The 23492-nt window shown below is 58.9% G+C and carries 21 protein-coding genes; 7 read left to right on the top strand and 14 right to left on the bottom strand.

The genetic code is table 11. From position 1 onward, the window contains the following. Positions 1 to 216 precede the first annotated feature (216 nt). Both FCH38_RS17115 and FCH38_RS17110 read left to right on the top strand, forming a co-directional pair. Positions 217 to 2193, top strand: a complete 1977-nt coding sequence (locus FCH38_RS17115; protein WP_174374485.1) for a putative bifunctional diguanylate cyclase/phosphodiesterase — start codon at positions 217 to 219, stop codon at positions 2191 to 2193. Positions 2194 to 2424: 231 nt separating this feature from the next. After that, positions 2425 to 2721 (top strand): PRC-barrel domain-containing protein, encoded by a 297-nt coding sequence (locus FCH38_RS17110; protein WP_003522015.1) that lies wholly within the window; start codon positions 2425 to 2427, stop codon positions 2719 to 2721. A gap of 93 nt (positions 2722 to 2814) precedes the next feature. Here the strand turns inward: FCH38_RS17110 and FCH38_RS17105 are convergent, their stop codons facing one another. The 14 genes from FCH38_RS17105 to FCH38_RS17040 form a co-directional block, all read right to left on the bottom strand. After that, positions 2815 to 3540, bottom strand: coding sequence for an SDR family oxidoreductase (locus FCH38_RS17105; protein ID WP_174374484.1), 726 nt, complete (start codon positions 3538 to 3540; stop codon positions 2815 to 2817). 57 nt (positions 3541 to 3597) lie between these two features. Continuing rightward, positions 3598 to 5208: an FGGY-family carbohydrate kinase gene (locus FCH38_RS17100; protein ID WP_174374483.1), complete on the bottom strand. Its 1611-nt coding sequence runs from the start codon at positions 5206 to 5208 to the stop codon at positions 3598 to 3600. A 90-nt stretch (positions 5209 to 5298) separates the two neighbouring features. After that, positions 5299 to 6030: an SDR family oxidoreductase gene (locus tag FCH38_RS17095; protein WP_149900765.1), complete on the bottom strand. Its 732-nt coding sequence runs from the start codon at positions 6028 to 6030 to the stop codon at positions 5299 to 5301. A gap of 39 nt (positions 6031 to 6069) precedes the next feature. Then, entirely contained in the window at positions 6070 to 7047 is a 978-nt protein-coding gene (locus FCH38_RS17090) for an ABC transporter permease (RefSeq protein WP_153515922.1), read from the bottom strand. Continuing rightward, positions 7037 to 8539, bottom strand: coding sequence for a sugar ABC transporter ATP-binding protein (locus FCH38_RS17085; protein WP_174374482.1), 1503 nt, complete (start codon positions 8537 to 8539; stop codon positions 7037 to 7039). The genes FCH38_RS17090 and FCH38_RS17085 overlap by 11 nt, the downstream gene beginning before the upstream one ends. Before the next feature lie 71 nt (positions 8540 to 8610). Then, positions 8611 to 9522, bottom strand: coding sequence for an ABC transporter substrate-binding protein (locus FCH38_RS17080; RefSeq protein WP_174374481.1), 912 nt, complete (start codon positions 9520 to 9522; stop codon positions 8611 to 8613). Between the two features lie 97 nt (positions 9523 to 9619). Further along, entirely contained in the window at positions 9620 to 10504 is an 885-nt protein-coding gene (locus FCH38_RS17075) for a helix-turn-helix domain-containing protein (RefSeq protein WP_149900761.1), read from the bottom strand. Positions 10505 to 10880: 376 nt separating this feature from the next. Next, a complete protein-coding gene (locus FCH38_RS17070) occupies positions 10881 to 11918 on the bottom strand; it encodes an NAD(P)-dependent alcohol dehydrogenase (protein ID WP_153515925.1) in 1038 nt (345 codons plus the stop codon). 254 nt (positions 11919 to 12172) lie between these two features. Beyond that, entirely contained in the window at positions 12173 to 12631 is a 459-nt protein-coding gene (locus tag FCH38_RS17065; RefSeq protein ID WP_149900759.1) for a DUF1801 domain-containing protein, read from the bottom strand. Between the two features lie 273 nt (positions 12632 to 12904). Then, the gene (locus FCH38_RS17060; RefSeq protein ID WP_174374480.1) at positions 12905 to 14338 is read right to left on the bottom strand and encodes an ABC transporter permease; all 1434 of its coding nucleotides are present in this window, start codon (positions 14336 to 14338) and stop codon (positions 12905 to 12907) included. Continuing rightward, complete coding sequence (locus FCH38_RS17055; protein WP_174374479.1) at positions 14335 to 15024, bottom strand: ABC transporter ATP-binding protein; 690 nt, start codon at positions 15022 to 15024, stop codon at positions 14335 to 14337. Before FCH38_RS17055 ends, FCH38_RS17060 begins: the two co-directional genes overlap by 4 nt. Positions 15025 to 15027: 3 nt before the next feature. Further along, complete coding sequence (locus FCH38_RS17050; RefSeq protein WP_174374478.1) at positions 15028 to 15492, bottom strand: hypothetical protein; 465 nt, start codon at positions 15490 to 15492, stop codon at positions 15028 to 15030. Positions 15493 to 15606: 114 nt separating this feature from the next. Beyond that, positions 15607 to 17361 (bottom strand): alkaline phosphatase, encoded by a 1755-nt coding sequence (locus FCH38_RS17045; protein WP_174374477.1) that lies wholly within the window; start codon positions 17359 to 17361, stop codon positions 15607 to 15609. Positions 17362 to 17537: 176 nt separating this feature from the next. Further along, positions 17538 to 18131 carry a TetR/AcrR family transcriptional regulator gene (locus tag FCH38_RS17040; protein WP_174374476.1) on the bottom strand — a complete coding sequence of 198 codons (594 nt, stop codon included), beginning with the start codon at positions 18129 to 18131 and terminating at the stop codon, positions 17538 to 17540. A gap of 121 nt (positions 18132 to 18252) precedes the next feature. On the opposite strand from FCH38_RS17040, the gene FCH38_RS17035 reads away from it, so the two are divergent. From FCH38_RS17035 to FCH38_RS17015, 5 genes are all read left to right on the top strand, one after another. Further along, positions 18253 to 19479, top strand: coding sequence for an MFS transporter (locus tag FCH38_RS17035; RefSeq protein WP_174374475.1), 1227 nt, complete (start codon positions 18253 to 18255; stop codon positions 19477 to 19479). A 293-nt stretch (positions 19480 to 19772) separates the two neighbouring features. Continuing rightward, positions 19773 to 20483 (top strand): GntR family transcriptional regulator, encoded by a 711-nt coding sequence (locus FCH38_RS17030; protein ID WP_052819159.1) that lies wholly within the window; start codon positions 19773 to 19775, stop codon positions 20481 to 20483. 30 nt (positions 20484 to 20513) lie between these two features. After that, positions 20514 to 21629, top strand: a complete 1116-nt coding sequence (locus tag FCH38_RS17025; protein ID WP_174374474.1) for an ABC transporter ATP-binding protein — start codon at positions 20514 to 20516, stop codon at positions 21627 to 21629. Beyond that, on the top strand, positions 21626 to 22555 hold the full coding sequence (locus FCH38_RS17020) for an ABC transporter permease (RefSeq protein ID WP_174374473.1): 930 nt from the start codon (positions 21626 to 21628) through the stop codon (positions 22553 to 22555). Before FCH38_RS17025 ends, FCH38_RS17020 begins: the two co-directional genes overlap by 4 nt. A gap of 11 nt (positions 22556 to 22566) precedes the next feature. Further along, on the top strand, positions 22567 to 23448 hold the full coding sequence (locus tag FCH38_RS17015; protein ID WP_035223884.1) for a carbohydrate ABC transporter permease: 882 nt from the start codon (positions 22567 to 22569) through the stop codon (positions 23446 to 23448). The last annotated feature ends 44 nt before the right edge of the window (positions 23449 to 23492 follow it).

Raw genomic sequence — 23492 nt, 5'->3', positions numbered from 1 at the left:
AGGACGGCCATCGCAATTGTTGGCGCTGAATTAAACGCTTGTTTTGGATCACTCAAGACGTAGCAGCGCACTTTGATCAATGCAAATGATGTGTTGCGACAGACAATTGTACACATCTCGAGGTTGATATGGTTCTCCATCGATTAACCCTGTGTATTTTCAATGATGTAACTGTATTTATGTTATGAACGCCGTTCTCTACTTGATGAGCGGCCAATGAAAATACTAACTGCCAAACAAAAATTTCAAAATTTCATGTCTGTTCGATCTGATAATCCGGACTTGCTGAAAGCACAGTATCGCGCCTTCACACGGCAGATGCCGATGATGTATTTCATACTGCTTTCAAGTACATGGGCGCTTGCCATTACGCACATGCAACTGGCGCCGTTTTGGCTCACCATTGGAGTTCCCACTCTTTTCACCCTTGGCTGCACCCTCAGGGTCGCATTCTGGTGGAAGACGCGCGGCATCGATCCGAAGCCGAAAATGGCCCATGCCGCACTCCAGCGCACAAACCGCCTGGCGGTCGGCATCGCCATGGCATTCACGCTCTGGTCTTTTTTGCTGGTGCCTTACGGTGACGCTTATATGCAGTCTCACGTTGCCTTCTACATGGCAATCACCGTGATTTCCTGCATCTTCTGTCTGATGTATGTGCGCTCTGCCGCCTTCATTGTCACCCTCATCGTCAACGGCGCATTCATCGTCTTCTTTCTGGCATCACGGCAACCGACATTCATCGCCATCGCCATCAATGTTCTGCTGGTCTGCGCCGGCATGATGTCCATCCTGTTGACCAACTACCGCAATTTCGAGCGTATGGTCGTCTCGCAGCAGCGTACGGAAGCGCTGAGCAACGAGAACCTGCTGCTCGCCAATATGGACAGCCTGACCGAGCTGCCCAATCGCCGCGCTTTTTTTTCCCATCTGGAAGTCGAGCTGGAAAAGGCCAGCGCCGCAGGAACACGGCTGGCGTTAGGCGTCATCGATCTCGACGGCTTCAAGCCGGTCAACGACCTCTATGGACACTCCGTGGGCGACAGACTGCTGGTCAATGTCAGCAAACGCCTTACCGCCAGTCTGAAAGCCAGCAAGGCGTTCCGGCTGGGCGGCGACGAATTTGCCATCGTTGCTCCGATCATACCTGATGATGCGCAGCTCGTTGCCAATGCCAACGCAATTTCAGAGCAGTTGAGAGCGCCCTACCATATGCCGGAGGGAACGGTGCATGTTTCCGCCTCGATGGGGATAGCCGTCTTTCCAAATCTCGCCTCCACGCTGGAACAGCTTTTCGACAGGGCGGACTATGCCCTTTATCATGCCAAGAAGACCCGGCGCGGCGATGCCGTCCTGTTCGACGCGGAACACGAAAAGCAGATTAATATCGAAGCCCGCATCGAACATCTGCTCAAGCAGCGCGATATGGAAAACGAGCTTTCAGTCGTGTTCCAGCCAATCGTGGATATACGCGATGGAGAAACCGACGGTTTTGAGGCGCTGGCGCGCTGGCATAGCCCGATCCTCGGGCATGTGCCACCCGCCCAATTCTTCTCCATCGCCGAGCGGGCCGGAATCGTCAGTTCACTGACGCGGCCGCTTCTCAGGATGGCCCTGGCTTCCGCCTCGAAGTGGGAGCCTTCTCTCAGGCTGTCCTTCAACCTCTCGGCCCATGATCTCAATTCCTGCGAAGGCGTGCTATCCCTGATCGGCATCATCGAAAACAGCGGCTTCGACGCACGCCGTCTTGACCTTGAAATTACCGAGACGGCCTTTGCGCATGATTTCGAACAGGTCAGACAGTCAGTCGAACTGTTGCGGCGTCTCGGCTGCGGGATTTCGCTGGATGATTTTGGCACGGGTTATTCCAGCCTGACGCGGCTGCATGCCCTGCCTCTTACCAAAATCAAGATCGACCGCAGTTTCGTGACCGACCTGCACGAAAAGCCGGCGAGCTACAAGATCGTGAAATCCCTTCTCACCCTCAGCCGGGATATGGGACTGGAATGTGTGGTGGAAGGGGTCGAAACATCAGGAGAGCTTGCAGCCCTTGAAGGCCTCGGTGCGACTCTGGTGCAGGGCTATGTTTATGCGCCGCCGCTGCGAGAAGAGGATGTCGATGAATTTCTTTCTGGACGCCGCGCAGCGACCCGCAACAATGCAGGAAAGTCACGACCTGCCACCGCAAGTTGACCGGACGGGGTAGAGGCAAATAGCCGTCCTTTTTCGGTCGACCGGGGGAGGAGGACCAAGCGCCTCCCACAGAAGGGCTGCCTGTTCCTCCAGTTCTTCTGACGGGCATCCGCCCGGGACCCAACAATGCACCGATGAGAAATAACCCGTCTCCACCAGCCGCAAAATTGGATGGAACAGTTTTGCGATGCGGGAGTTTGTTTTCTGCAAACCAAGACAGGAGGAAGAACAATGGATCACACCAATCACGTACGTCTGGTTGAAACGGAACTCACGCCTTCGGTGCTCGAAGGAGCGACCGTTTATGGTGCGGATGACCATAAGGTCGGCAAGGTTGACCACGTGCACGGCGTTGGAGCCGGCAGCACAGCGATCATCGATGTCGGTGGTTTTCTCGGCATCGGCGCAAAGCCTGTCGCCGTGCCGCTCAGCGATCTCGATTTCATGCGGGATGAGGACGGCGATGTCCACGCGGTTACTTCATGGACGAAGGACCAGTTGAAGGACATGCCCGAGCATCGTCATTAATCTAGATGCGCCCGGCGGTTTGCCGGGCGTTCTCTTAACCTTCGGGCGCGCTTGCGCATCCGCTCATTATTCTCCGAGCCTGTTTGCCAAACGTCAAACGGCGAGGAAACCGCCATCCACAGGCAACACGGCCCCGGAAATCATCTTGCTGTCATCAGAGAGCAGCAGCGAGATGCTCTGCGCCACCTCTTCGGCTTCGGCAAAACGGTTAAGCGGATGGCGAACCATCATCGGCTGGCTCTTCACGGGATCGTTCCAGGCTTCCGCCGCCAGTTCGGTGAGCGTGATCGTCGGGGCAACGGCGTTAACGCGGATACCGTGCGCGCCAAGCTCCTTGGCGAGAACACGGGTTGCGCCTTCAAGCCCGGCCTTCGACGCCGCATAGCAAAGATGATCCTGAAAACCGCGATGGCCGGCGATGGACGTGATGTTGACGATGGCGCCACCGCCACCCTGCGCGACACGAGCGCGGGCAAATTCCTGGCAGGTGACGAGAGCGGCGCGCAGGTTGATGCCCAGCACGGCCTCATAGCCGGCATCGCTCATGTCTAGCACGCTTTCCAGCACGTTGATGCCGGCGCTGTTGATCAGGAAATCGCACGGACCAGCTTCGGCCATGGCAGCACGGGTGGCAGCGACGTCGGCAAGATCGACACGGATCGAACGGCCGCCAATTTCGCTTTTCAGGCTATCGAGATCGGACTGCGTGCGGCTGATCGCCACCACTTCCGCACCGCGTGCGGCCATCAGCTGCGCACAGGCGCGGCCGATGCCTTTGCCTGCGCCGGTGATGATGACGGACTTTCCGGAAAACTGCATGGAACCCTCGTTATTTTGCGGCCAATAGGGCCAGATGATCTAAGCTTTTGACGCGCTTCAGGAATGGCTGGCTGAGCGAATGGCGCGCGCCGCATTCTGGAGCGCCAGAAACGCGTCGTAACGCCACTGATGAACCTTTTGAAAAGCAGGATCTGGCGAAGCACAGCTGGCGATCCGCGACATGGCGGGCATTGCCGCCATAAGATCCGGATAGGTTTCCGCAGCAACGGCACCCAGCATGGCCGACCCCAGAAGCACCGGCTCTTCGCATTCGGTCAGTTCGACAGGCAGCCCCGTCGCGTCCGCCAGCAATTGCCGGGCAAGCGGATGAGCGCCTGCCCCGCCGCTGACGCTGATGGTTTCCACCGGCGCGCCGTTGCGGGCCTGCGTTTCGATGATCTGGCGAAGCCCGTAACCGAGGCCGAGAAGCCCCGCGACGTACAGCGCGACGAGGGAATCCACACCGGTCTCCATGCCATAACCGGCAATGACTGCGCGGGCATGCGGATCGGCAAAGGGAGCGCGGTTACCCAGAAACTCCGGCACCACATGAAAATCTTCGGCAATCTCAGCTGCGGCGGAAGCGGATGCGGCAAGGCTGAGAGCGCGGTCGGCAAGCCATACCGGCAAGGCTTTGCCTTCCTTGTCCGCAAGCGCCTTCGCCTCGGCAAAGGCCGGGTGCAATTGCACCAGATAATCGATGGCCGCACCGGCGGCAGACTGGCCGCCTTCGTTGAGCCATGCGCCGGGAACCATGGCGGAATAATAGGGACCCCAGACACCCGGCACGAAGGCGGGTTCGGCAGTAGTGGTCATGGTGCAGGAGGACGTGCCAAAGACATAACCAAGGCATCGCGATGCATCACCGCCGGCAGCCACCGTGCCGACGCCACCGGCATGGGCATCGATCAGGCCTGCGGCAACGGCGGTGCCTGCAACCAGCCCCATGGCCTTTGCCGCATCTTCGGTCAGGCCCGCGCCCAACGCTGTACCGGGATGGACGACGCTTTCACCGATGCGGCGGAAGCCCTGCTCGGCTAGATCGCCAAGCCCGATGTGGTTGAAATACTCCGCATCCCAGCGGTTTTCATGAGCCAGATAGGTCCATTTGCAGGTGACCGTGCAGGCGGAACGATCAAGCGCGCCGGAAGCCTTCCATGTCAGAAAATCCGTCAGGTCGAAGAAATGCTCGGCGCGCGCATAGATATCCGGCCTGTTTTCGCTGAGCCACAGCAGCTTGGGCGTCTGCATTTCCGGGGAAATGCGGCCGCCAACATATTTCAGGACGGCATGTTCGCCGGCGTTGATGCGCTCCGCCTGTTCGACGGCGCGGTGGTCCATCCAGACAATGATATCACGTTCAGGATGATCGGCAGCGCCGACTGGCAGGGTCTCATCATCAGGCCCGCGAACAACGAGCGAGCAGGTGGCATCAAAACCGATGCCGGCGACCTCGGCCGGATCGATACCGGCGCGCGAAACGCTTTCGCGAACGCTATCACAAACCGCCTGCCACACCTCACCGCTCGACTGTTCGGCAATGCCGCCATCCTCGCGATGCATGCCGATCGGGCGTTTGGCGGTAGCGAGAAGCTTGCCTGCGACATCGAAGACACCGGCCCGCGCCGAGCCTGTCCCGACATCGACGCCAACAAGGTAGGAAGCCATTTGCGATACTCCTCGGAGCGGATCATCCGGTGCTTGAACGATATGGAGCGGCTGGACCGGTTCCGATTTCCCCAGCCGCCCCAGACATTTTTAAACGCGGTCGAAGTTGGTCGGGAGAACCAGCATGTCGCGGATGGTGACGGTGCGCTTGCGCGTCAGCATGTAGATAACCGCATCGGCCACTTCGCTCGCGTCGATAAGGCTACCCGATTCCTTGGCTTTGCGGAGGTTTTCCTCCGGCCAGTCCGCCAGCAGTGCGGAGACGACCGGACCAGGAGAGACCTGCGCAACGCGCACGCCGTGCGGGATCATCTGGCGGCGCATGCCCTGAACGAAGCTGGTGATCGCCCATTTCGAGCCCGAATAGACCGGCTCCCAATAGGTCGGGAAATGGCCGGCGATCGAGCAGGTGACGATGATATCACCCGTCTTGCGCGCCGACATATGCGGCACGACGGCCTGAACATTCTTCATGACCGCGTTGACGTTGAGGTTCAGCATCTTGTCGATGGCTTCAGGCGTCGTTTCGGTCAGCTCACCGCCGATATAGGTGCCGGCATTGCAATAGAGAATGTCGATATGATCGACCTTCTCCAGGATTTCGGGAACCATGGCGTTGCAGCTGTCGGCATCCAAGAGGTTGGTAACCTGCGGAATGGCGCGCTCGCCGAGCTTGGCGGCCAGATCTTTCAAGGCTTTCTCGTTCCAGTCGACCATGACCACGGTTGCGCCCTGTTCCAGCAGCGCTTCTGTGGTTGCAAGCCCGATGCCGGATGCGGCACCGGTGATGACTGCGATCTTGCCTTGCAGCGATTCAGACATTTAATTCTCCTGCGTTTATGAAGATGTTTTCGGGCCGGCTCAGCGCCATTCGCGTCCGATATAGATGGCCAGCAGGATGATGCCGCCCTTGATGACATCCTGCAGATAGGGGTTGATGCCCATGAGGTTGAGGCCGTTATTGAGGATGCCCAGCAGCACCGCACCGATGAGCGTACCGAGAATAAGCCCCCTGCCCCCGGCAATCGCCGTGCCGCCGAGAACGACAGCCGCGATGGCATCAAGCTCAAAACCGACACCGGCGTTGGGCTGACCGCTCATCAGGCGGCCGGTGAGGATAAGCGCGGCAAAAGCTGCCGTGACACCTGAAATGCCATAGACGGCAAGTTTGACGCGCCGGGTCTTCACGCCCGAAAGACGGGCCGCCAACTCGTTGCCACCAAGCGCATAGACGTGGCGGCCGAAGGCGGTGCGCTGCAACAGCACCCAGGCCACGGCATAAATCACCACCATGATGATGACAGGCACCGGAACGATGCCGATGCGGCCCACGCCGAACCAGGAAATCCAGCTCGGAATGCCGCTGACCGGATAACCGCCGGAATAGATCAGACCAAGGCCACGCGCCATGCCCATGGTGGCGAGCGTGACGATGATGGCGGGCATCCTACCCCAGGCGACAAGCGCCCCGTTGAAGATACCGATGCCCAGACCGATAAAGAGGCCAGCCGGCAGGGCAACCGCGGGCGACAGGCCGGTATTCACCATCAGGCCGGCCGACAATGTGCCGACAAGCGCCATGACCGCACCGACCGACAGATCGATGCCGCCGGTGAGGATGACGAAGGTCATGCCGACAGCGAGAATGCCGACGACGGAGACCTGCCGCAGCACGTTCATGATGTTGTTGACGCTGAAGAAATTGTCGCTCGCAAGCCCCATCAGGATGGAGACGACAATCAGGCCCGCCAGAGGCAGGGCGAGCGGCGAACGCAGCATGGAGCTGAGACTGAAACCGCCCGTTTTCGCGGCAACGCCGGTGTTTGCATCAAGCGACATGTTCAACTCTCCCGGTGGTGGCGTTTGTCATTATTGTTTCTGAATTGATGTCGTCGCCTTCGACCGTGGCGACGATGCCGCCGGAACGGAAGACGCAGACCCTGTCGGACATGCCGATCACTTCCGGCAGCTCCGAGGAGATCATGATGATCGAATAGCCCTTGGCCGCGAATTCGCGCATCAGCGAGTAGATTTCCGCCTTCGCGCCGACATCGATGCCACGTGTCGGCTCGTCGAAGATCAGCACGCGCATGTCATGGTTCAGCCAGCGGGCGATAACGATCTTCTGCTGATTGCCGCCCGATAGCGTGCCGACGCGGGCGTAAGGCCCCTGCGCCTTGACCTGCACCTGCGCCATGGCCTTTGTCGTGTACTCCAGTTCCTTTTTGAGATCGAGGAACCAGTGGGCCTTGCGGTATTTGCGATAATTGTTGAGCGAAATATTCTGCAGGATGGAGAAACTGGTGATCAGCCCCTCCTCCTTGCGGCTTTCCGGAAGCAAGCCGATGCCGCGCATCAGCGCTTCATCAGGCCCGGAAAAACGCGTGTCCACGCCATCGACCTTGATCTTTCGGCGCGAGGCGGAATGCGCGCCCAGCATGGCGAGAACCGTTTCCGTGCGGCCCGAGCCGACAAGCCCGGCAAAGCCGAGTATTTCACCTTTCCGCAGCGCAAAGCGCGAGACGGGGCCGCCCTTTTTCAATTGCAGCTCTTCCACTTCGATCACCTTTGCGGCGGAAGGATCGAGCTGCGGCTTTGGCGGGAAGCTGGATTCGATGCGCCTGCCGACCATCATCTCCACCAGACGGTCATTGTCGACCTCCGAAGTCAGGCAGGAACCGATCAGTTCACCATCACGCAGAACAGTGATGCGGTCGCAGATCTCGAATATTTCCTCAAGATGATGCGAAATGAAGATGATCGCCACGCCCTGACGCCGCAACTCCCGCATGACCTTGAACAGGTGTTCGGTCTCGGACGGGGTGAGCGTTGCGGTCGGCTCGTCGAGCACGAGAATGCGGGCATCCAGCGACAATGCCTTGGCGATTTCGACAAATTGCTGCTGCGCGACGGACAGGCGATGCACCGGCACGTCGAGCGGAACATCTACGGCCAGACGGCTCATGATCTCAGCCGCGCGCTTGCGCATGGCGCCCTTGTTCAAAAGGCGCAGCGGCCCGCGAATTTCGCGGGCAAGAAACATGTTTTCAACGGCATTGAGATAGGGGATCAGGCTGAACTCCTGAAACACGATGCCGACGCCAGCGGCAATCGCCTCGTCATAATTGGCGAAGCGGCGATCCTTGCCGTCAATGCGGATCGTTCCTTCCGAGGGCTGCAAAATGCCGCACAGGATCTTCATCAAAGTCGACTTGCCAGCACCGTTTTCGCCCAGAAGCGCATGCACCTCGCCGGCGCGCGCTTGCAGGTCGACGCCGCGCAGGACTTCGATCTTGCCAAAGCTTTTTCTTATTCCATTCAGTTCCAGCATTTCACCCTCCTCAATGGTCGGGATTTAACCCCGCCCCCATACTAGATGGGGACGGGGCCTGGGAGGAGTTCTTACCAGCTGAACTCGCCGGCGTTTTTGCTGTCGACGACCATGACGTCGATCGGGACTTCCTTCGGCACGACGCGAGCGCCCCACTTCTGGGCAAGCGCCATGGCAAGGCCGACACGCACCTGGTCACGCGGGAACTGCGCGGTGGTTTCGATGAAAGGGCCACCGTCGGCAATCGCCTTCACAGCTTCCGGAGCACCGTCGACCGAGGTCAGCTTGATGTCCTTGCCGGAACCCTGAATAGCAGCGAGTGCACCCATCGCACCGCCGTCATTCACCGAGAAGATACCGGCGAGGTTCGGACGCGACTGGATCATGTTTTCAACGACGCCGAGAGCGACCGAGCGGTCCTGACGGCCGTTCTGCGTATCGACCAGTTTGATGTCGGCGAATTCGGCGAGAGCCGCCTTGCAACCTTCAACGCGCTGCAGGATCGGCACGACCGGGATACCGTCGAGGATCGCGACTTCACCCTTGCCGCCGAGCGCGTCACCGAGATGCTTGCACGACTTGTAGCCCGCGTCACGGTTCTTCGAGCCGACGAAGGTGTCGACCGGGCCGTTTGCGTTGGCGTCGACAGCAACGACAATCACGCCGGCAGCCTTGGCAGCATGCACGGCGGCTTCGATACCGGCGCTGTCCGTCGGGTTCAGGAGCAGAATGTCGATCTTCTGCTGAAGCATATCTTCAACGTCAGAAATCTGCTTTGCCACATCGTGGCCGGCATCGGTCACGACGACGTCAGCGCCGATGCTTGCTGCGGCTTCCTTCAGCGCTTCCTGCATCGACACGAAATAGGGGTTGTTAAGCTCCTGGAAGGTCATGCCGATCTTCAGCTTTTCCTGCGCCAGCGCCGGAGCGGCCATCATTGCAATTGCGGCTGTCGCCATCAGAAGCCTGGATTTCATTTTCATCTTACTATTCCTCCCGTTTGGAAAGTTGGGGCAACAAGTGCCCGTTTCCGGACAGCCCTCTGCCCGAATTGGTAAAAATCGGCGATGTGTCGCTGGTTTAATCCGCCATGACCGCTGCCTTCTGGGCTGCAAATATGGTTCGGAACCTCGACGGCGACATTCCCTTCAATTTCAGGAAATGCCGGTTGAAATTCGAAAGGTTGGAAAAGCCCACATCGTAGCAGACCTCCGCCACCTTCACATCCTGATCGGCCAGCAGCATCTGGCAGGCGAGATCGATGCGTAACTGATTGCGATACCGCACCAGCGTCGTGCCGGTATGGCGCTTGAAGGCACGGGAAAAGGCACTCGGGCTCTGGCCCACCATGTCGGCCAGATCGATTTCCTCGACCTGTTCAGTCAGATGCTGGCGCAGATGCGACAGAGCGCGGTTGATGCCGCTATCGCCGATGCCGGTCAGATCAAGCTCGTAGCTCAGGCTCGCCAGCACTTCTGAAGACGGCGCGTTGACCAGCAGATCAAGAATTTCCCAGAAAAGCGCCAGACGTGTCAGCCCCTGCGCTTCGATCAGCCGAAGCACCAGCGGGCGAACCCGGTCGCTCGTCTCGTCATCGAACAGAATGCCGCGGCGGCTGCGATCCAGCAGCGCACGCACCACATCCATCTCGGACATGGAGGTGCAGGCGTCTTCGATAAAGCTCTCCGGAAACTGGATCACGAGAGAGCGTGTCGGCACGATTTCGTCCGGCTCGATCTCGCTGATCCAGTTCTGGGGGAGATTGGGACCGGTCATGATGAGCTGACCGGGGCTGAAGCGACCGACGAAATCACCGATATAGAACGTGCCAGAGGTGGCGACGACCAGGTGGATTTCATATTCGGGATGGTAATGCCAGCGCACGGTGCGGAAAGGATAGCCATGCCGCCAGGCAGCGAAAGATTCGCCCTTGCGGATGTGTACCAGTTCCAGATCGGGCTGCATCAATATTCCTCCCATCAGTCACGTCCGCCGCATTTGCGGAGCAAGGCCATTCCTCTTATGGCTCGTCCCAGGCGTTAACGGGGAGCATATGGCCTGCCGCGCATTTACTTCCACATCATACCGGGGAAATTACCGATACTTTTTTGACTCTTTTTTGTCGGAAATTGAATAGTTGTGTGCAGACGCTGACAATTAAGCTGGCAGTTGCGCTGATTTTTTCGCGCAATTTTGCGTGATACGCCGATATAATATGCATGACGGGGAGAGATTTGATGAATTTTTGGAGCGCGTACGACCGATCACCGGCAGTTCGCGCTTATACTTTTCCGTAAGGCATCTGCCGCTCAGTCATCAGCGGGCAATTGGCCTGATCGGTTTATTGCGGCATCAGAATTTGCAGCTTCACATCCGTATCCCGTGCTTCCACCGCACGATCAAAACCGGCGATGCTGTCTTCGAAGGGAATGGTTGCGGAAATCAGCGGCTTCAGATCGACCTTGCCGGATGCAATGAGGGCAACTGCCCGGTCATAAACATTGGCGTAACGGAAAACCGTCTCCACCCGAAGCTCCTTGGCCTGCAGGCCAACAATATCGACCGGCACCGGATCGACCGGCATGCCGACAAGCACGATCGCACCGCCGGGCCGCGCCAGTTTCGCCATGCCGAGCACGGCGGGTGCAGCGCCCGAGCATTCAAAGACGATGTCGCAGCCCCAGCCATCCGTCGCGGCGGCCACGGCTTCGGCAAGATTACGCTCGCGGATGTTGACGGTCTCGATACCGTCATAAGCAGCGATGATATCAAGCTTCGGCTGGGCGAGATCGGCAACGATGACCTTGGCGCAACCGCCGGCAAGTGCTGCCAGGGCCACCATCATGCCGATCGGGCCGGCACCGGTGACGACGGCGACATCGCCCGGCTGGATGCGCGCTCTTAGCGCCGCCTGCATGCCGATGGCGAAGGGTTCAACCATGGCTCCTTCGGCAAAGGACACATTGTCCGGCAACTTGTAGGTGAAAGCGGCGGGGTGGATGACCTCAGGTGTCAGGCACCCATGGATCGGCGGTGTCGCCCAGAAGCGGACGGCGGGATCGACGTTATAGATGCCGAGCTTGGATGCGCGCGACGTCGGGTCGGGAATGCCCGGCTCCATGCAGACACGGTCACCGGCCTTCAGATGCGTCACCTCGGCACCGGTTTCGATGACCGTTCCCGACGCCTCATGGCCGAGCACCATGGGAGCATTGACGATGAAATGGCCGATCTTGCCGTGAGTATAATAATGGACATCCGAGCCGCAGATACCGACCGTATGGGTGCGGATGCGCACATCCTTCGGTCCGAGTTCACCCGAAATGTCAAAATCCCTGAGCGAGAGCTTGCCTTTTTCTTCCAGCACCAGTGCCTTCATCTCATCCTCCGTGGTTTGCGATACGCCTGGCAGCGAGTTCAATCAGCGTGATGGCGTGCAACTTCGGCAAAAGTAAACAGAAATCCGCCGGATCGTCCGGTTTTTCTTCACGACGGAAAAACTGTATCGAGGCGCCCGCGATTTCTCATCACCGGCCGGGCGTCATGGCTTTTCCAGAGAGGAAAACAGGACGTGATTCGTCTGCCCATGCCGGGGAGTTGCCTTCCCTGCAAGGCCTGACGAACCGCCCCTCCCTAGAGTTTCTCACCCGGCAATTGGCTCGCCTGTTTCACCCACTCAGCAAACTGCGCCTCATCGAAAACGCCCTCGTGAATATCGAGGTAACGAACCTTCGGCTGCTTCGACGTGCCGGTCGGCAGCGGCTGAAGGGATGCCCCGTTGAAGAAGCTGACTTTGATATATCTGGCGAAACAGTGAAGGCCGAGGAACCAGACGCCATCCTCCATGCCGTAGAGGGGCGAGTTCCACTTCACGGCCTTGCGCACGCCTGGCACCAGGTTTTCAATCAGCGCGTCGATCCGCGCTCCAACCGGGCTTTTCCAGCCCGGCATGGCGGCAATATAGGCCTGCACCGGTGCATCGCCATACCCCTTGGCAATCTGTGGATTGCCGCCTGAAAGAAGCTTCGGCGCGTCAAAGGACGGCTTGGCCTCCGCGATCTTGGCAGCTTTTTCCGGTTTCTTTTCAGCCATCGCGCCCCCCCCAATATTACGCAGTTTCCTGACGATTTCGCAGGTGTCGGGGAGAGCCTGCCACAAAAAACGACCACAGTAAAAAAACTATATTTTATATGCGTTCTTCGCTGCCCGGGCCGGTGGGCATGTGCAAAGCCGGATTACACGCCGATACAACCCGATCTACCGGAATGGCGATCAAAACAAGGGGACACGACCGTGCCAATCATCCGGGCTGGCACGCGTCAATAGACCCCAAAACGTAGCCCTATGATACACCTATGGGTGTTCTCAGGCGCGGAGCGCGGCTGCGGGAGACTGGCGATAGGCAAGCAGCGCGGGTATGGCCGCCAGAACGGCGGCAAAGCCCAGCAGGAAAAGCGCAAGACGCAAATCTTCGCGGGTGAAGCCGACCGGCAGGATCACACCACTTTTCGCGGTAAACAGCTGCGCGCCGATATGAGCAGCGCCTAATCCGAGCAGAAAACCGATACTGACACCAAGCGCCACCAGAAAGAAAAGCTCCAGCCAGACGATGGCGAATACCGAGCCGCGGGGCGCGCCGAATGCCCGCAATGCGCCGATCTGCCTGCGCCGTTGCCCGACATGGATCACCGTTACCAGCATCAATGCTGCCGCCACCAATCCCTGCGAGCCGGCCGCGACCGCACCCAGAACCATCTTGGCATCACCAAGCGTGGCATAAAGACCGGTCAGCACCTCGCCCGGAAAAACGCCAAGCGTATTGCCGCTGCGATATTCCTGTCTTAGCCGATAGGCATCGGCAATCGTCTTCGGTTTGACGAGAATGGCCGGCAGGCCGGGCATGTTCTCACCAAAGGTCTCTACAATCGGCGCGTCGGGATCGATGCTGCCATGATGATCGGACTCGGCATGCCCCGAAGAGGCGTCCGGCGTAAGAGCAGCTTTGGGCTCCCGCGGCATGCCGATCTGAATAACGGCATCGGCGTGGCCGTCCTCACCTCCGACATGCGTGTCGCCATCCTCATGATGTGCCCCCTCTTCATGGCTGTGCTCCTGATGCCCGTCATCATGCGCAACCGCGTGACCTTCCCCATGGTCCTCCCTCTGGCCCTCGTTGTGATTATGGCCATGTTCCTGGCCAAGACCATGAACGTGCCATACGGCCTGAATCGGCACGAGAATGGCACGATCCCAGGGTGTGCCGGTCGGCCGCAGCTTGCCGACGGCCTTGTAGGCGATCTCTGTATGGGTGCGGCCACCGGTTTCGGCGGAACCATGCATCGGCTTGATCTCTGCCCCGACGGACAGGTTGACGGCAGCACCAAGAAGGGCTTCGCCTTCCAGCGCAAACATCCTGCCCTCGGCAAAACCGGGTGTCGTATTACTGACGAGGCTCGTCGTCGTACCGACAATGGGATAGCCGGCGAAAGAATCTCCAAAACCGACGGGGGCAGCCCAGGCAACGCGCGGATCGGCGGCAAGTCTGGTGAGGACGGCACCATCCACGAGCGGCAATGGCGCCGCCTGCAGGAAGATGGATGAGAGGATCAACTGTGTTTCGCTGCCGGCAGCACCGACAACGAGGTCGAATTTATCGGCGGCGCGGGCGCTGCCGAGACGCAAAGACCTTTCCTGCAAGGTGACGGCCACGCCGAGCGCGGTGGCCAGCGCCACCAGCAGAACCACGACGGCCCCGCCCAGCCACAGGCGACGCAGGTCGGCCAGGATGAAGCCGATCATGCTGCGATCTCCTTCGCGTCAGTATCGGCAACAACACGGCCGCCACTGAGGGTCAGACGCCGGTCAAGGCGACCGATCAGATGCAGATCGTGGCTGGCGACAATCAGCGTGCTGCCGGTGCTGGCGGCAACGGCAAGCAGCAGGTCGCCGACAGCCTCGCCGCTTTCGAGATCGAGGCTGGCGGTCGGTTCGTCGGCAATGATGACGCCGGGGCTGCGCAGCAGCGCCCGGGCGATGGCAACACGCTGCATTTCACCCCGCGACATGGTCTCGACATGCTGCCCGGGGCGCTTGAGGCCGACGGTCGCAAACAGGGATTCCGCACGCTTTATAAGCTCTGCATTTGCCACACGCGACAGGCGGGCGGGCAACAGGATGTTATCCAGCGCAGACAGGCCGGGAAAAAGATGAAATTCCTGCATGACGAGGCCGATATTGGCAGCCCGCCAATGATCGCGACGGCCCTCTGACAGCTCCGCGATGTTCTCGCCCCCCCAAACAACGCGGCCGGTCTTAACACGCTCAAGGCCGGCGATGATGTTGATGAGGGTGCTCTTGCCCGAGCCGGAACCACCCGTCAGCGCCACGTGGCTTCCGGCAGTGATTTCCAGATGGTCGATAACGAGAACCGGGGCAACCAGTCCGGGAAAGGACACGGCAAGATTTTCTATCTTCAGAGGCAGCATGTCTCAAACCGTCGCGTATTCTGCCTGGCGAATGCGCAGCAGGCTGACGAAGCCGGTATCCGGATCGGTCCACGAACCCGTTTCCAGTGTGCCGCGCACTTCGATCGTCTGGCTGGGCTGGGTGAAAGTCTGCTTTTCGCCGAGATAGACGACGACAATATTGTCCGGCCAATCTGAATCCGTGGAGCAAAAAGGGCAGATCGACATGGGTATTTCGGTGAGCACGAAAAAATGCGCCTCGGCCTTCAGCGGCGGCGCCATGAAGCCGCGCATGGCGACCTCCTTGCCGTTCAGTTGCTTGACCTTTTCGGAAAATTCCAGCCCGAGAACGCTGACCTTGCCATAGAGCTCATCGAAGGTGATGTCGCTTTTCGCCTGCGCACACGTGCCGGCGGCCAGCAGCGGCAGCCCAGCAATGAGACCAAGGGTCTGGCGGCGATTGAACCGCGCCGGATCTGGCTTGCTCATGACCATTTTCCTTCCTGAAAGGTCTTTCATCGTCAGCCGTCTTGGCCGGCAATGCAGGACCGTCAATGACGGCAAGGGCACGCCATGGTGGCACGCCCTTGCCCCGTTCAGATATTAGTTGGTCTGCTTGGCGCCGAGAGCGAAAGCTTCGGCGAGACCCTTGTAGACATCGCTCTGTTCCATGTAACCGCGGAAGCCTTCGGCACCGGGTCCTTCGGCCTGCAGCACGACGTCATCAACCGCGTGTACGCCGCTGTCGGAGCTCTTCGGAATGATGCCGGTGACCAGCACGGCACCGGGAACATCCTTGTACTGCTCGTTGGCGATGTATTCCTTCTTTTCGTTCTGGATAGCCGGCGCAAACGGGCCATCGAGCTTCGGACGGAAGGTTTCGTAATGATCCGGACCGTTATTGGCGTTCAGGAACAGACGACGCGAAACATCGACCTTATCCGGATAGCCGTCGCCGTCCTTGTCTTCGTAGTTCGGGAAACCGGCTTCGGCATAGGTGCCGACCTTTTCACGCATGTCCGTACCGGGCTTGTCGTCATCGACAGTACCGATGATGGAAACGCCGTGGGTATGGTCGCCGGTGACGATGATCAGCGTATCGGAGTTCTTCGCCGCAAATTCGCGGGCGACGCCGATAGCCTTGTCGAATTCGATCGTATCGACGACAGCGCGATCCCAGTCGAGCGGATGAGACATCTTGTCGACGTTCGCCGCTTCGACCATCAGGAAGAAGCCTTCCGGGTTCTTCGACAGGCTGTCGAGCGCAACCTTGGTCATTTCAACCAGACCCGGTTGGTCCGGGAACTTGCCCGTGGTGCCCTTTTTCAGGAACTCGCGGTCAAGCGTGGTATCCATGTTGCCGGTGTGGAACAGGCCGAGGATCTTGCCGGTATTGGTGCCGGCAGCCGTTGCGAGTTCAGCCTTGCTGGTCGCCAGCGTGTAACCGGCTTCCTTGAACAGGGCGATATAGTCCTTGTCGTCCTTGCGCTTGGAGCCGGCGGTCGCCTGCGGCAGGAAATAAGCGGAACCGCCGCCGAGAAGCACATCCGGCTTCACGTCGAACAGCATGCCGTTGATGTCGGCCTTGTCGCCACGCTTGCGGGTATGGGCAACAACGGCAGCCGGTGTCGCATCCTGAACTTCGGCGGTGGAGATGATGCCGATCGACTTCTTGGTCTGGCGGCGCAGGGCTTCAGCCAGCGTTTCGACCTTCGGATCGTCGAGCGAGGCCGGAGTGCGGTCGGCATAAACGCCGATGGCGTTCACGGCGGTCTTGTGGCCGGTCATGTAGGCCGACATGGTGTTGGCGCTGTCGGTGGCGACAGCGTCGGTGGCGGAGGTGCCGATGAAGGCAACCGGCGGCACGTCATCCATGTTGAGACGGCCATTGGCCTTACCCTCGGTCATGCCCTTGGACATGATACGGGCGGCGGTGCGATGTGCGACCGACAGACCGTCGGCGATCAGGAAGATCACATTCTTGGCCTTCGCCTGGGCAGGCGTGCCATAAACCGTCCAGGTCACGTTCTTGGTTTCGGAACCGGCCGAAACTTCAACCTTGTAGTCACCGGCATTGGCGAGCGTGATGCCGCGCAGGATGACGGCTGAACCAAGAACCTTGTCCTTGTTCTTCTCTTCGGCAACGAACTCGACGTCCTTGCCGAGAACAGCCTTGTAATCCTGGCCGTTGACGGTGATCTTGACGTCTTCCGGCTTTACGACGGCGTCGAATTCCGCTTTGAAATCAAACGGCGAACCGGTCAGGATCGTAGCACGATCAAGCGGATAGACCTCGGCAGCCTGAGCGGCGCCGGCAAGAAAGGTCGTAGCGACCAAAGCAGCAACAATTTTGCGCATATTCCCCTCACGAGACATGTGAAAACCACAGCCTCTCCTAGACCCGCCATATGACAGTTGGATGACTTGTTGATTGCCGTGTCGTGAAAGCTTGCGCCGACGGGGAAGCTGTGAGGTGGGCGCTCAAGACGCCGCCCTCCCTTCAGTCCAGAGGTGCACGCCTGAACGGACGCGCATCAGCCTTTGTGAATGCGCAATCCCTCAAGCAACGTGCGGAAGCTCTCAACCGCCCGTTTGGAAGTCGTCTCAGGATCGTCGGAATTGGCGATCCACTGGGCGGCGCTGCTGCTTGCCGCGTTGATGAAACGGGCACACGCCTCCGGGTCAATATCGGTGATCGTCCCTTCCTGCTTCAGCACATCAAGGCTTCGCGCAACGGCGGAGATACAGCCATTGGCATTTGGCCAGCGGGAGGGATCACCGAGCACGGCCGGTCCATCGCGAAACATGATCCGCTGTATTTCCGGCTCAAGAGCCATGCGGACATAACCGACATTCTCATCGATGAAACCGTCCCACCGGGTCGCGGCTTTCGACGAAATCTCGCAGAGCCTTTTCGTCATCTCCGCGTCGATCTCAGCGACAACCGCCAGCAGCAAGCCCTTTTTATCACCGAAATGGTGATAGAGCGCGCCACGGGTCAGCCCCGCCTCGGCGGTGAAGTCGTCCATCGACGCTTCAGCATAACCGATGCTGCCAAATGCCTTGCGACCGGCGGACAGCAGCTTTGCCCGTGTCTCGGCAATCATTTCACTGCGGGGTTTGCGCATTTTTTCTCCGTAGTCCACATACATCACGTATATTAGTTGACATACGCGACGTATGCAATTATTTCATTCACATACGCCACGTATGTGTGTGGTGGATACTCCCTAAAGAAGGTGCATCCCGATGTCTAATCCATACAGAGAAATTTTTAAGGCTCCGGGCGCGAAGGGCTTTTCCGCCGCGGGCTTCTTCGCCCGCCTGCCAATTGCGATGGCGCCGATCGGTATCGTCGCGATGCTTTCGCAGACCCATGGGGAATATTGGCTTGCCGGCGCCGTCTCGGCAACCTTTGCACTCACCAATGCCGCAGCCGCACCACAGATCTCCCGCATGGTGGACCGCAAAGGCCAGAGCAAGGTGCTCATCCCGGCCACCATCATATCTGTCATCGCCTTTGTGGTTTTGATCCTCGCCACGAACCAGAAGTGGCCGGTCTGGACCCTGTTTCTTTCAGCTTTCCTTGCCGCCGCCATGCCCAGCATCCCCGCCATGATGCGTGCCCGCTGGACGGAAATCTTCCGCGACCGGCCAGAACTGAACACGGCTTTTGCCTTTGAATCCGCCGCGGATGAGCTGGTTTATATTTCCGGCGCGTCGCTTTCCGTCGGGCTTGCGGTCTCGCTTTTTCCGGAAGCGGGCATGATGATCAGCACGGCCTCACTGGCGCTCGGCACCTTTGCCTTCCTGCTGCAGCGGTCGACGGAACCCAAGGTGCGCCCGGTTGAAGGCGACAAACGGCAGCAATCAGCTATACGGCTGCGGCCGGTCCAGATCATTACACTTGCTCTGATCTTCGTCGGCTCGACCTTCGCCACGGCCGAGGTGAGCGCTGTGGCCATCACCAAGCAACTCGGCCAGCCGGAGGCCGCCAGCCTCGTCATCGGTGTGTATGCCATCGGCTCCTTCGTAGTCGGCCTGCTGCTTGGCGCGATCAACCCGAAAATGCCGTTACATCGCCAGTTGCTGATCGCAGTCAGTGTCCTTGCGCTTACCGCCCTGCCGCTTCTCTTTGCCACCTCCACCGTTGCCCTGCTCGCCTTTGCGGTTTTCCTCAGCGGTGTTGCAATCTCACCCATCTTCATCACCGCCTTCGGCCTGATCGAGCGCCGCGTACCGGAATCGATGCTGACGGAAGGTGTGACCTGGGTGATGACCGGCATCGGTATCGGCATGGCGCTCGGCGCCTTCATCGCCGGCTGGGTAATCGACAATTTCGGCCCCACCAACGGCTTCTGGATGTCCGTTGTTGCCAGCCTTTCGACAGTCGCCATCATTGGCCTCGGTCAGCGCAGCCTTTCCGGAGAGCAGAGATTTTCTGATCCGGCATGTGCGGCACAGCCCGCCGAATAATAACGGCGGCAAAATAGCTGGCATTATCATGCCCACAAGGCGCTTTTAGCCGCCGCTGAAACTCCCTTCAAAATCAAAACCCTTGCACCGGAGCGATCAAAGGATCGCTCCGGTTTTTTCGGTGTGGCGCTTCCCAACCGATCATTCACGCTTGACTCTCAAAAACACAATAGATATGTCACTACATAATCTGATATCTCAGTTTGGTAATTGATATGTCTAACGCTCTTGAATTTCCATCGCTGCCATTATCCGAACTCGTCACCCCGCGAGACTTGCCGGCTGATGGAAACATGACAAACCGGATCCATGCCCTGCTTCGCAAACTGATTGTCGAAGTGAAGCTGCTTCCCGGGCGTGCACTGTCGGAAAAGGAAATCGCAGCGCTCCTGCATGTCAGCAAGACGCCCGTGCGCGAGGCGATCATTCGCCTTTCCGAAGAAGGTTTCGTGACTGTCGTGCCGCAGGGCGGCACCTATATTTCGCCCATCGACGTGCAGCGTTACATGGAAGCCTGCTTCATCCGGTTCAAGCTGGAAGAGGGCGCTGTCATCGAGGCAACCAAGCGGCACTCGCTGGAAGACATAGCCCGTCTGAAAACCTGCATTTCCCAGCAGCGCACCGCTGCCGAGGACGAGGAATTCACGGATTTCTTCCTGCTGGATGAGGAATTTCACCGCACCATCTTCGCGGCAGCCCGCCTTCCCGGCGCCTGGAGCGTCGTCAATCAGGCGAAGGGCGAAATGGACCGGATGCGCCATCTGAAGCGTGTTTTTGCGGTTCGTCGCACTGAAAAGGTGATCGAGGAGCACGAAGCGATCGTCAGCGCCATCGAGTCAGGCGATATCGAGGCCGCACGCGAAGCCGTCCAGCGCCATCTCGGCTCACTCGAAACCAAGATCGCAGAACTCTCCAAGAACCCGAAGATCTGGACGTTCATCGAACAGGTCAACACGCGCGTCACGAGGAAGCGCGCCTCACGGGGGTCGAAGACGCCTGACTGAACATTCAAGGCTTTTGAGGAGGGGCCTTTCATGTCCGCAGTTCAAATCAACGACGTCGTCAAGCGCTATGGCGCCCTCGAAGTCGTCCACGGTATCAATCTTTCCATACAGCCGCAGGAATTCGTTGTCCTCGTTGGGCCTTCGGGATGCGGAAAATCCACCACGCTGCGCATGCTCGCCGGACTGGAGGACATCTCGGACGGCACCGTTTCGATGGACGGCCGGGTGGTCAACAAGGTCGCCCCGAAAGACCGCGATGTCGCCATGGTATTTCAGAACTATGCGCTCTACCCCCATCTGAGCGTGGCCGAGAACATCGCCTTCGGCCTGCGCGTCAGGGGTGAGAAGCGGGCCGTCATCGACAAGGCCGTTGCAGAAGCCGCACAGATATTGGGACTTACCGAATATCTGGCCCGCAAGCCGGCCGATCTTTCCGGCGGCCAGCGTCAGCGCGTCGCCATGGGTCGCGCCATCGTGCGCCAGCCGAAAATCTTCCTGTTCGACGAACCCCTCTCCAATCTCGATGCCAAGCTGCGCACCCATATGCGCGCCGAGATCAAGCTGCTGCACAAGCGGATGCAGGCCACCAGCATCTATGTCACCCACGACCAGGTGGAGGCGATGACGCTTGCCGACCGCATCGTCATCATGAATGGCGGCCATATCGAACAGGTCGGCTCGCCGATGGAAGTTTTCCTCGAACCGGCAAACACATTTGTCGCAAGCTTCATAGGCTCGCCGCCGATGAACCTTCTGGACGGGACGATCGAAAGCCATGACGGCCGCGTCACCGTTGTCCTGAGCGGCGGCTCCGGGCAGCGCTTCAACATTCCCGATGCCTTCGCGAAGAACGCAAAGCAAGGACAGGCGGTCAAGCTCGGCCTGCGACCGGAAATCATGTCGGTGGAGGCTGAAGAGGGTCGTGAAACATTGAATTGCAGCATCGATCTCGTAGAGCCTTTGGGCGCTGAAGCGCTGCTGCATGGGAAGGCCGATGGCCAGCCATTTATCGCCAAAGCCGAAACGCTTTATGGCGACCATGCCCTCAACGGCGTCAACCGGCTTTCCATCGATACCGCACGCGTCCACGTCTTTGATGCGGCGACGGGAAGGTCGCTCAAAAACCGGGGTGGAGCGCGGCCATGAATCAGGATTTCCAAGGGCGCCTTCACGACCTTCAGGAAGACATGCGCCGCGACTGGCAGCTCTACCTCCTGCTCGCGCCGATGCTCATCTGGTTTGCAGTTTTTCTCTACAAACCCATGTATGGGTTGGTCATCGCATTTCAGGATTTCTCGATCTTTCGCGGTATCGAAAAGAGCCCCTGGGTCGGATTTGCGAATTTCGTGGAGCTTTTCCAGAATGACATGTTCATTCGTTCCTTCTGGAACACCATCACCATCAGCGGCCTTGGCCTGATCTTCGCCTTTCCGGTGCCGATCATTCTGGCCCTGATGTTCAACGAAATTCAAAGCGGCATTGCCCGCAGCTGGGCGCAGACGGTCGTTTACCTGCCGCATTTCATTTCGGTGGTGATCGTCGCCGGCATCGTCATCAATTTCCTCTCGCCATCGATCGGCATCGTCAATCTTATGCTGAAAGGCCTTGGGTTTGAGCCGATCTACTTCCTGACCCAGCCGGAGTGGTTCCGTCCCATCTACATCGGCTCGTCAGTCTGGAAAGAGGCAGGCTTCGAATCCATCGTTTACCTCGCCGCCATCGCCGGCGTGAGCCCGACGCTTTACGAATCCGCCCGGGTGGACGGCGCGTCGCGCTGGCAGATGATGTGGCGCATCACCCTGCCCTGCATCCTGCCGACAATCGTGATCATGCTGATCATCCGCATCGGCAATCTGGTCGAAGTCGGGTTCGAATATATCATCCTGCTTTACCGCCCATCCACCTATGAGACGGCGGACGTCGTTTCTACTTTCATCTACCGCACCGGCCTGCAGGGCACCCAATATGATCTGGCGACGGCCGCCGGCCTCTTCAACGCGGTCATCGCCTTCGTCCTCGTCTATTCGGCAAATCGCATCAGCCGAAAAGTCTCTTCGACATCGCTGTGGTGAGGAGCTGAAACATGGCAAACTTCAATCTCTATTCCCGCGGCGACAAGATTTTCGGCTGGGCAAACGCCATTCTTCTCGGCCTGTTCGTCCTGTCGACGCTCTATCCCTTCATCTACGTGCTCTCGGTCTCGCTCTCTTCGGGCGCTGCCGTCACGGCCGGCCGCGTCACGCTCTGGCCCGTCGATGTCACGCTTGCCGCCTATGACCGGGTGTTGTCCGACCGGATGTTCTGGGTCGCCTATGGCAACACCTTCATCTACACCTTCGGCGGCACGCTCATGAGCCTGCTGATCATGATCCCCGGAGCCTATGCGCTTTCGCGCAAACGCCTGCGTGGCCGCACCTTCTTCAACATCGCTATCGCGTTTACGCTCTGGTTCAACGCCGGCATGATCCCCTTCTTCCTGAACATGCGCGATCTCGGGCTTCTCGACAGCCGCTTCGGCATCATCCTCGGGTTTGCCGCCAATGCCTTCAACGTCATTCTGCTGCGCAATTTTTTCGAAGCCGTGCCGAAATCCTTCGAAGAGGCCGCCAAGATGGATGGCGCCAGCGAATTGCAGCTGCTGTGGAAGGTATTCATTCCACTGTCGAAACCCGCAATTGTCACCGTCGCGCTGTTCTGCATCGTGTCGCGCTGGAACGGTTATTTCTGGGCCATGGTGCTGCTGCGCGGCGAGGAAAAAATCCCGCTTCAGGTCTATCTTAAGCGCGTCATCGTCGACCTCAACTCGAATGACGAATTCGCCTCTAGCCTGCTCACCGCTCACTATTCGTTCGAGACGGTGACATCAGCGATCATGATCGCATCGATCATTCCAGTCCTTATTATCTACCCCTACGCGCAGAAGTATTTCACCAAAGGAATTCTGCTGGGTGGGGTCAAAGAGTAGCAGCACAAGGGAGGAGAACCTGTGAGAGCACTACGAAAAGGCGC

Origin of the sequence: Agrobacterium tumefaciens, from assembly GCF_013337285.1 — a bacterium.
In the GTDB taxonomy this organism is placed as follows: Bacteria; Pseudomonadota; Alphaproteobacteria; order Rhizobiales; family Rhizobiaceae; genus Agrobacterium; species Agrobacterium burrii.
This window is presented reverse-complemented; position numbering and strand designations above follow the sequence as displayed.

What these genes read in the sequence shown, in the direction of transcription:
- FCH38_RS17025 (WP_174374474.1), top strand. Translation starts at nt 20,514, where the DNA reads ATGTCCGCAGTTCAAATCAACGACGTCGTCAAGCGCTATGGCGCCCTC.
- FCH38_RS17090 (WP_153515922.1), bottom strand. Translation starts at nt 7,047, where the DNA reads ATGTCGCTTGATGCAAACACCGGCGTTGCCGCGAAAACGGGCGGTTTC.
- FCH38_RS17020 (WP_174374473.1), top strand. Translation starts at nt 21,626, where the DNA reads ATGAATCAGGATTTCCAAGGGCGCCTTCACGACCTTCAGGAAGACATG.
- FCH38_RS17015 (WP_035223884.1), top strand. Translation starts at nt 22,567, where the DNA reads ATGGCAAACTTCAATCTCTATTCCCGCGGCGACAAGATTTTCGGCTGG.
- FCH38_RS17030 (WP_052819159.1), top strand. Translation starts at nt 19,773, where the DNA reads ATGACAAACCGGATCCATGCCCTGCTTCGCAAACTGATTGTCGAAGTG.
- FCH38_RS17070 (WP_153515925.1), bottom strand. Translation starts at nt 11,918, where the DNA reads ATGAAGGCACTGGTGCTGGAAGAAAAAGGCAAGCTCTCGCTCAGGGAT.
- FCH38_RS17045 (WP_174374477.1), bottom strand. Translation starts at nt 17,361, where the DNA reads ATGCGCAAAATTGTTGCTGCTTTGGTCGCTACGACCTTTCTTGCCGGC.
- FCH38_RS17060 (WP_174374480.1), bottom strand. Translation starts at nt 14,338, where the DNA reads ATGATCGGCTTCATCCTGGCCGACCTGCGTCGCCTGTGGCTGGGCGGG.
- FCH38_RS17055 (WP_174374479.1), bottom strand. Translation starts at nt 15,024, where the DNA reads ATGCTGCCTCTGAAGATAGAAAATCTTGCCGTGTCCTTTCCCGGACTG.
- FCH38_RS17095 (WP_149900765.1), bottom strand. Translation starts at nt 6,030, where the DNA reads ATGTCTGAATCGCTGCAAGGCAAGATCGCAGTCATCACCGGTGCCGCA.
- FCH38_RS17115 (WP_174374485.1), top strand. Translation starts at nt 217, where the DNA reads ATGAAAATACTAACTGCCAAACAAAAATTTCAAAATTTCATGTCTGTT.
- FCH38_RS17035 (WP_174374475.1), top strand. Translation starts at nt 18,253, where the DNA reads ATGTCTAATCCATACAGAGAAATTTTTAAGGCTCCGGGCGCGAAGGGC.
- FCH38_RS17050 (WP_174374478.1), bottom strand. Translation starts at nt 15,492, where the DNA reads ATGAGCAAGCCAGATCCGGCGCGGTTCAATCGCCGCCAGACCCTTGGT.
- FCH38_RS17075 (WP_149900761.1), bottom strand. Translation starts at nt 10,504, where the DNA reads ATGCAGCCCGATCTGGAACTGGTACACATCCGCAAGGGCGAATCTTTC.
- FCH38_RS17100 (WP_174374483.1), bottom strand. Translation starts at nt 5,208, where the DNA reads ATGGCTTCCTACCTTGTTGGCGTCGATGTCGGGACAGGCTCGGCGCGG.
- FCH38_RS17065 (WP_149900759.1), bottom strand. Translation starts at nt 12,631, where the DNA reads ATGGCTGAAAAGAAACCGGAAAAAGCTGCCAAGATCGCGGAGGCCAAG.
- FCH38_RS17105 (WP_174374484.1), bottom strand. Translation starts at nt 3,540, where the DNA reads ATGCAGTTTTCCGGAAAGTCCGTCATCATCACCGGCGCAGGCAAAGGC.
- FCH38_RS17080 (WP_174374481.1), bottom strand. Translation starts at nt 9,522, where the DNA reads ATGAAAATGAAATCCAGGCTTCTGATGGCGACAGCCGCAATTGCAATG.
- FCH38_RS17110 (WP_003522015.1), top strand. Translation starts at nt 2,425, where the DNA reads ATGGATCACACCAATCACGTACGTCTGGTTGAAACGGAACTCACGCCT.
- FCH38_RS17040 (WP_174374476.1), bottom strand. Translation starts at nt 18,131, where the DNA reads ATGCGCAAACCCCGCAGTGAAATGATTGCCGAGACACGGGCAAAGCTG.
- FCH38_RS17085 (WP_174374482.1), bottom strand. Translation starts at nt 8,539, where the DNA reads ATGCTGGAACTGAATGGAATAAGAAAAAGCTTTGGCAAGATCGAAGTC.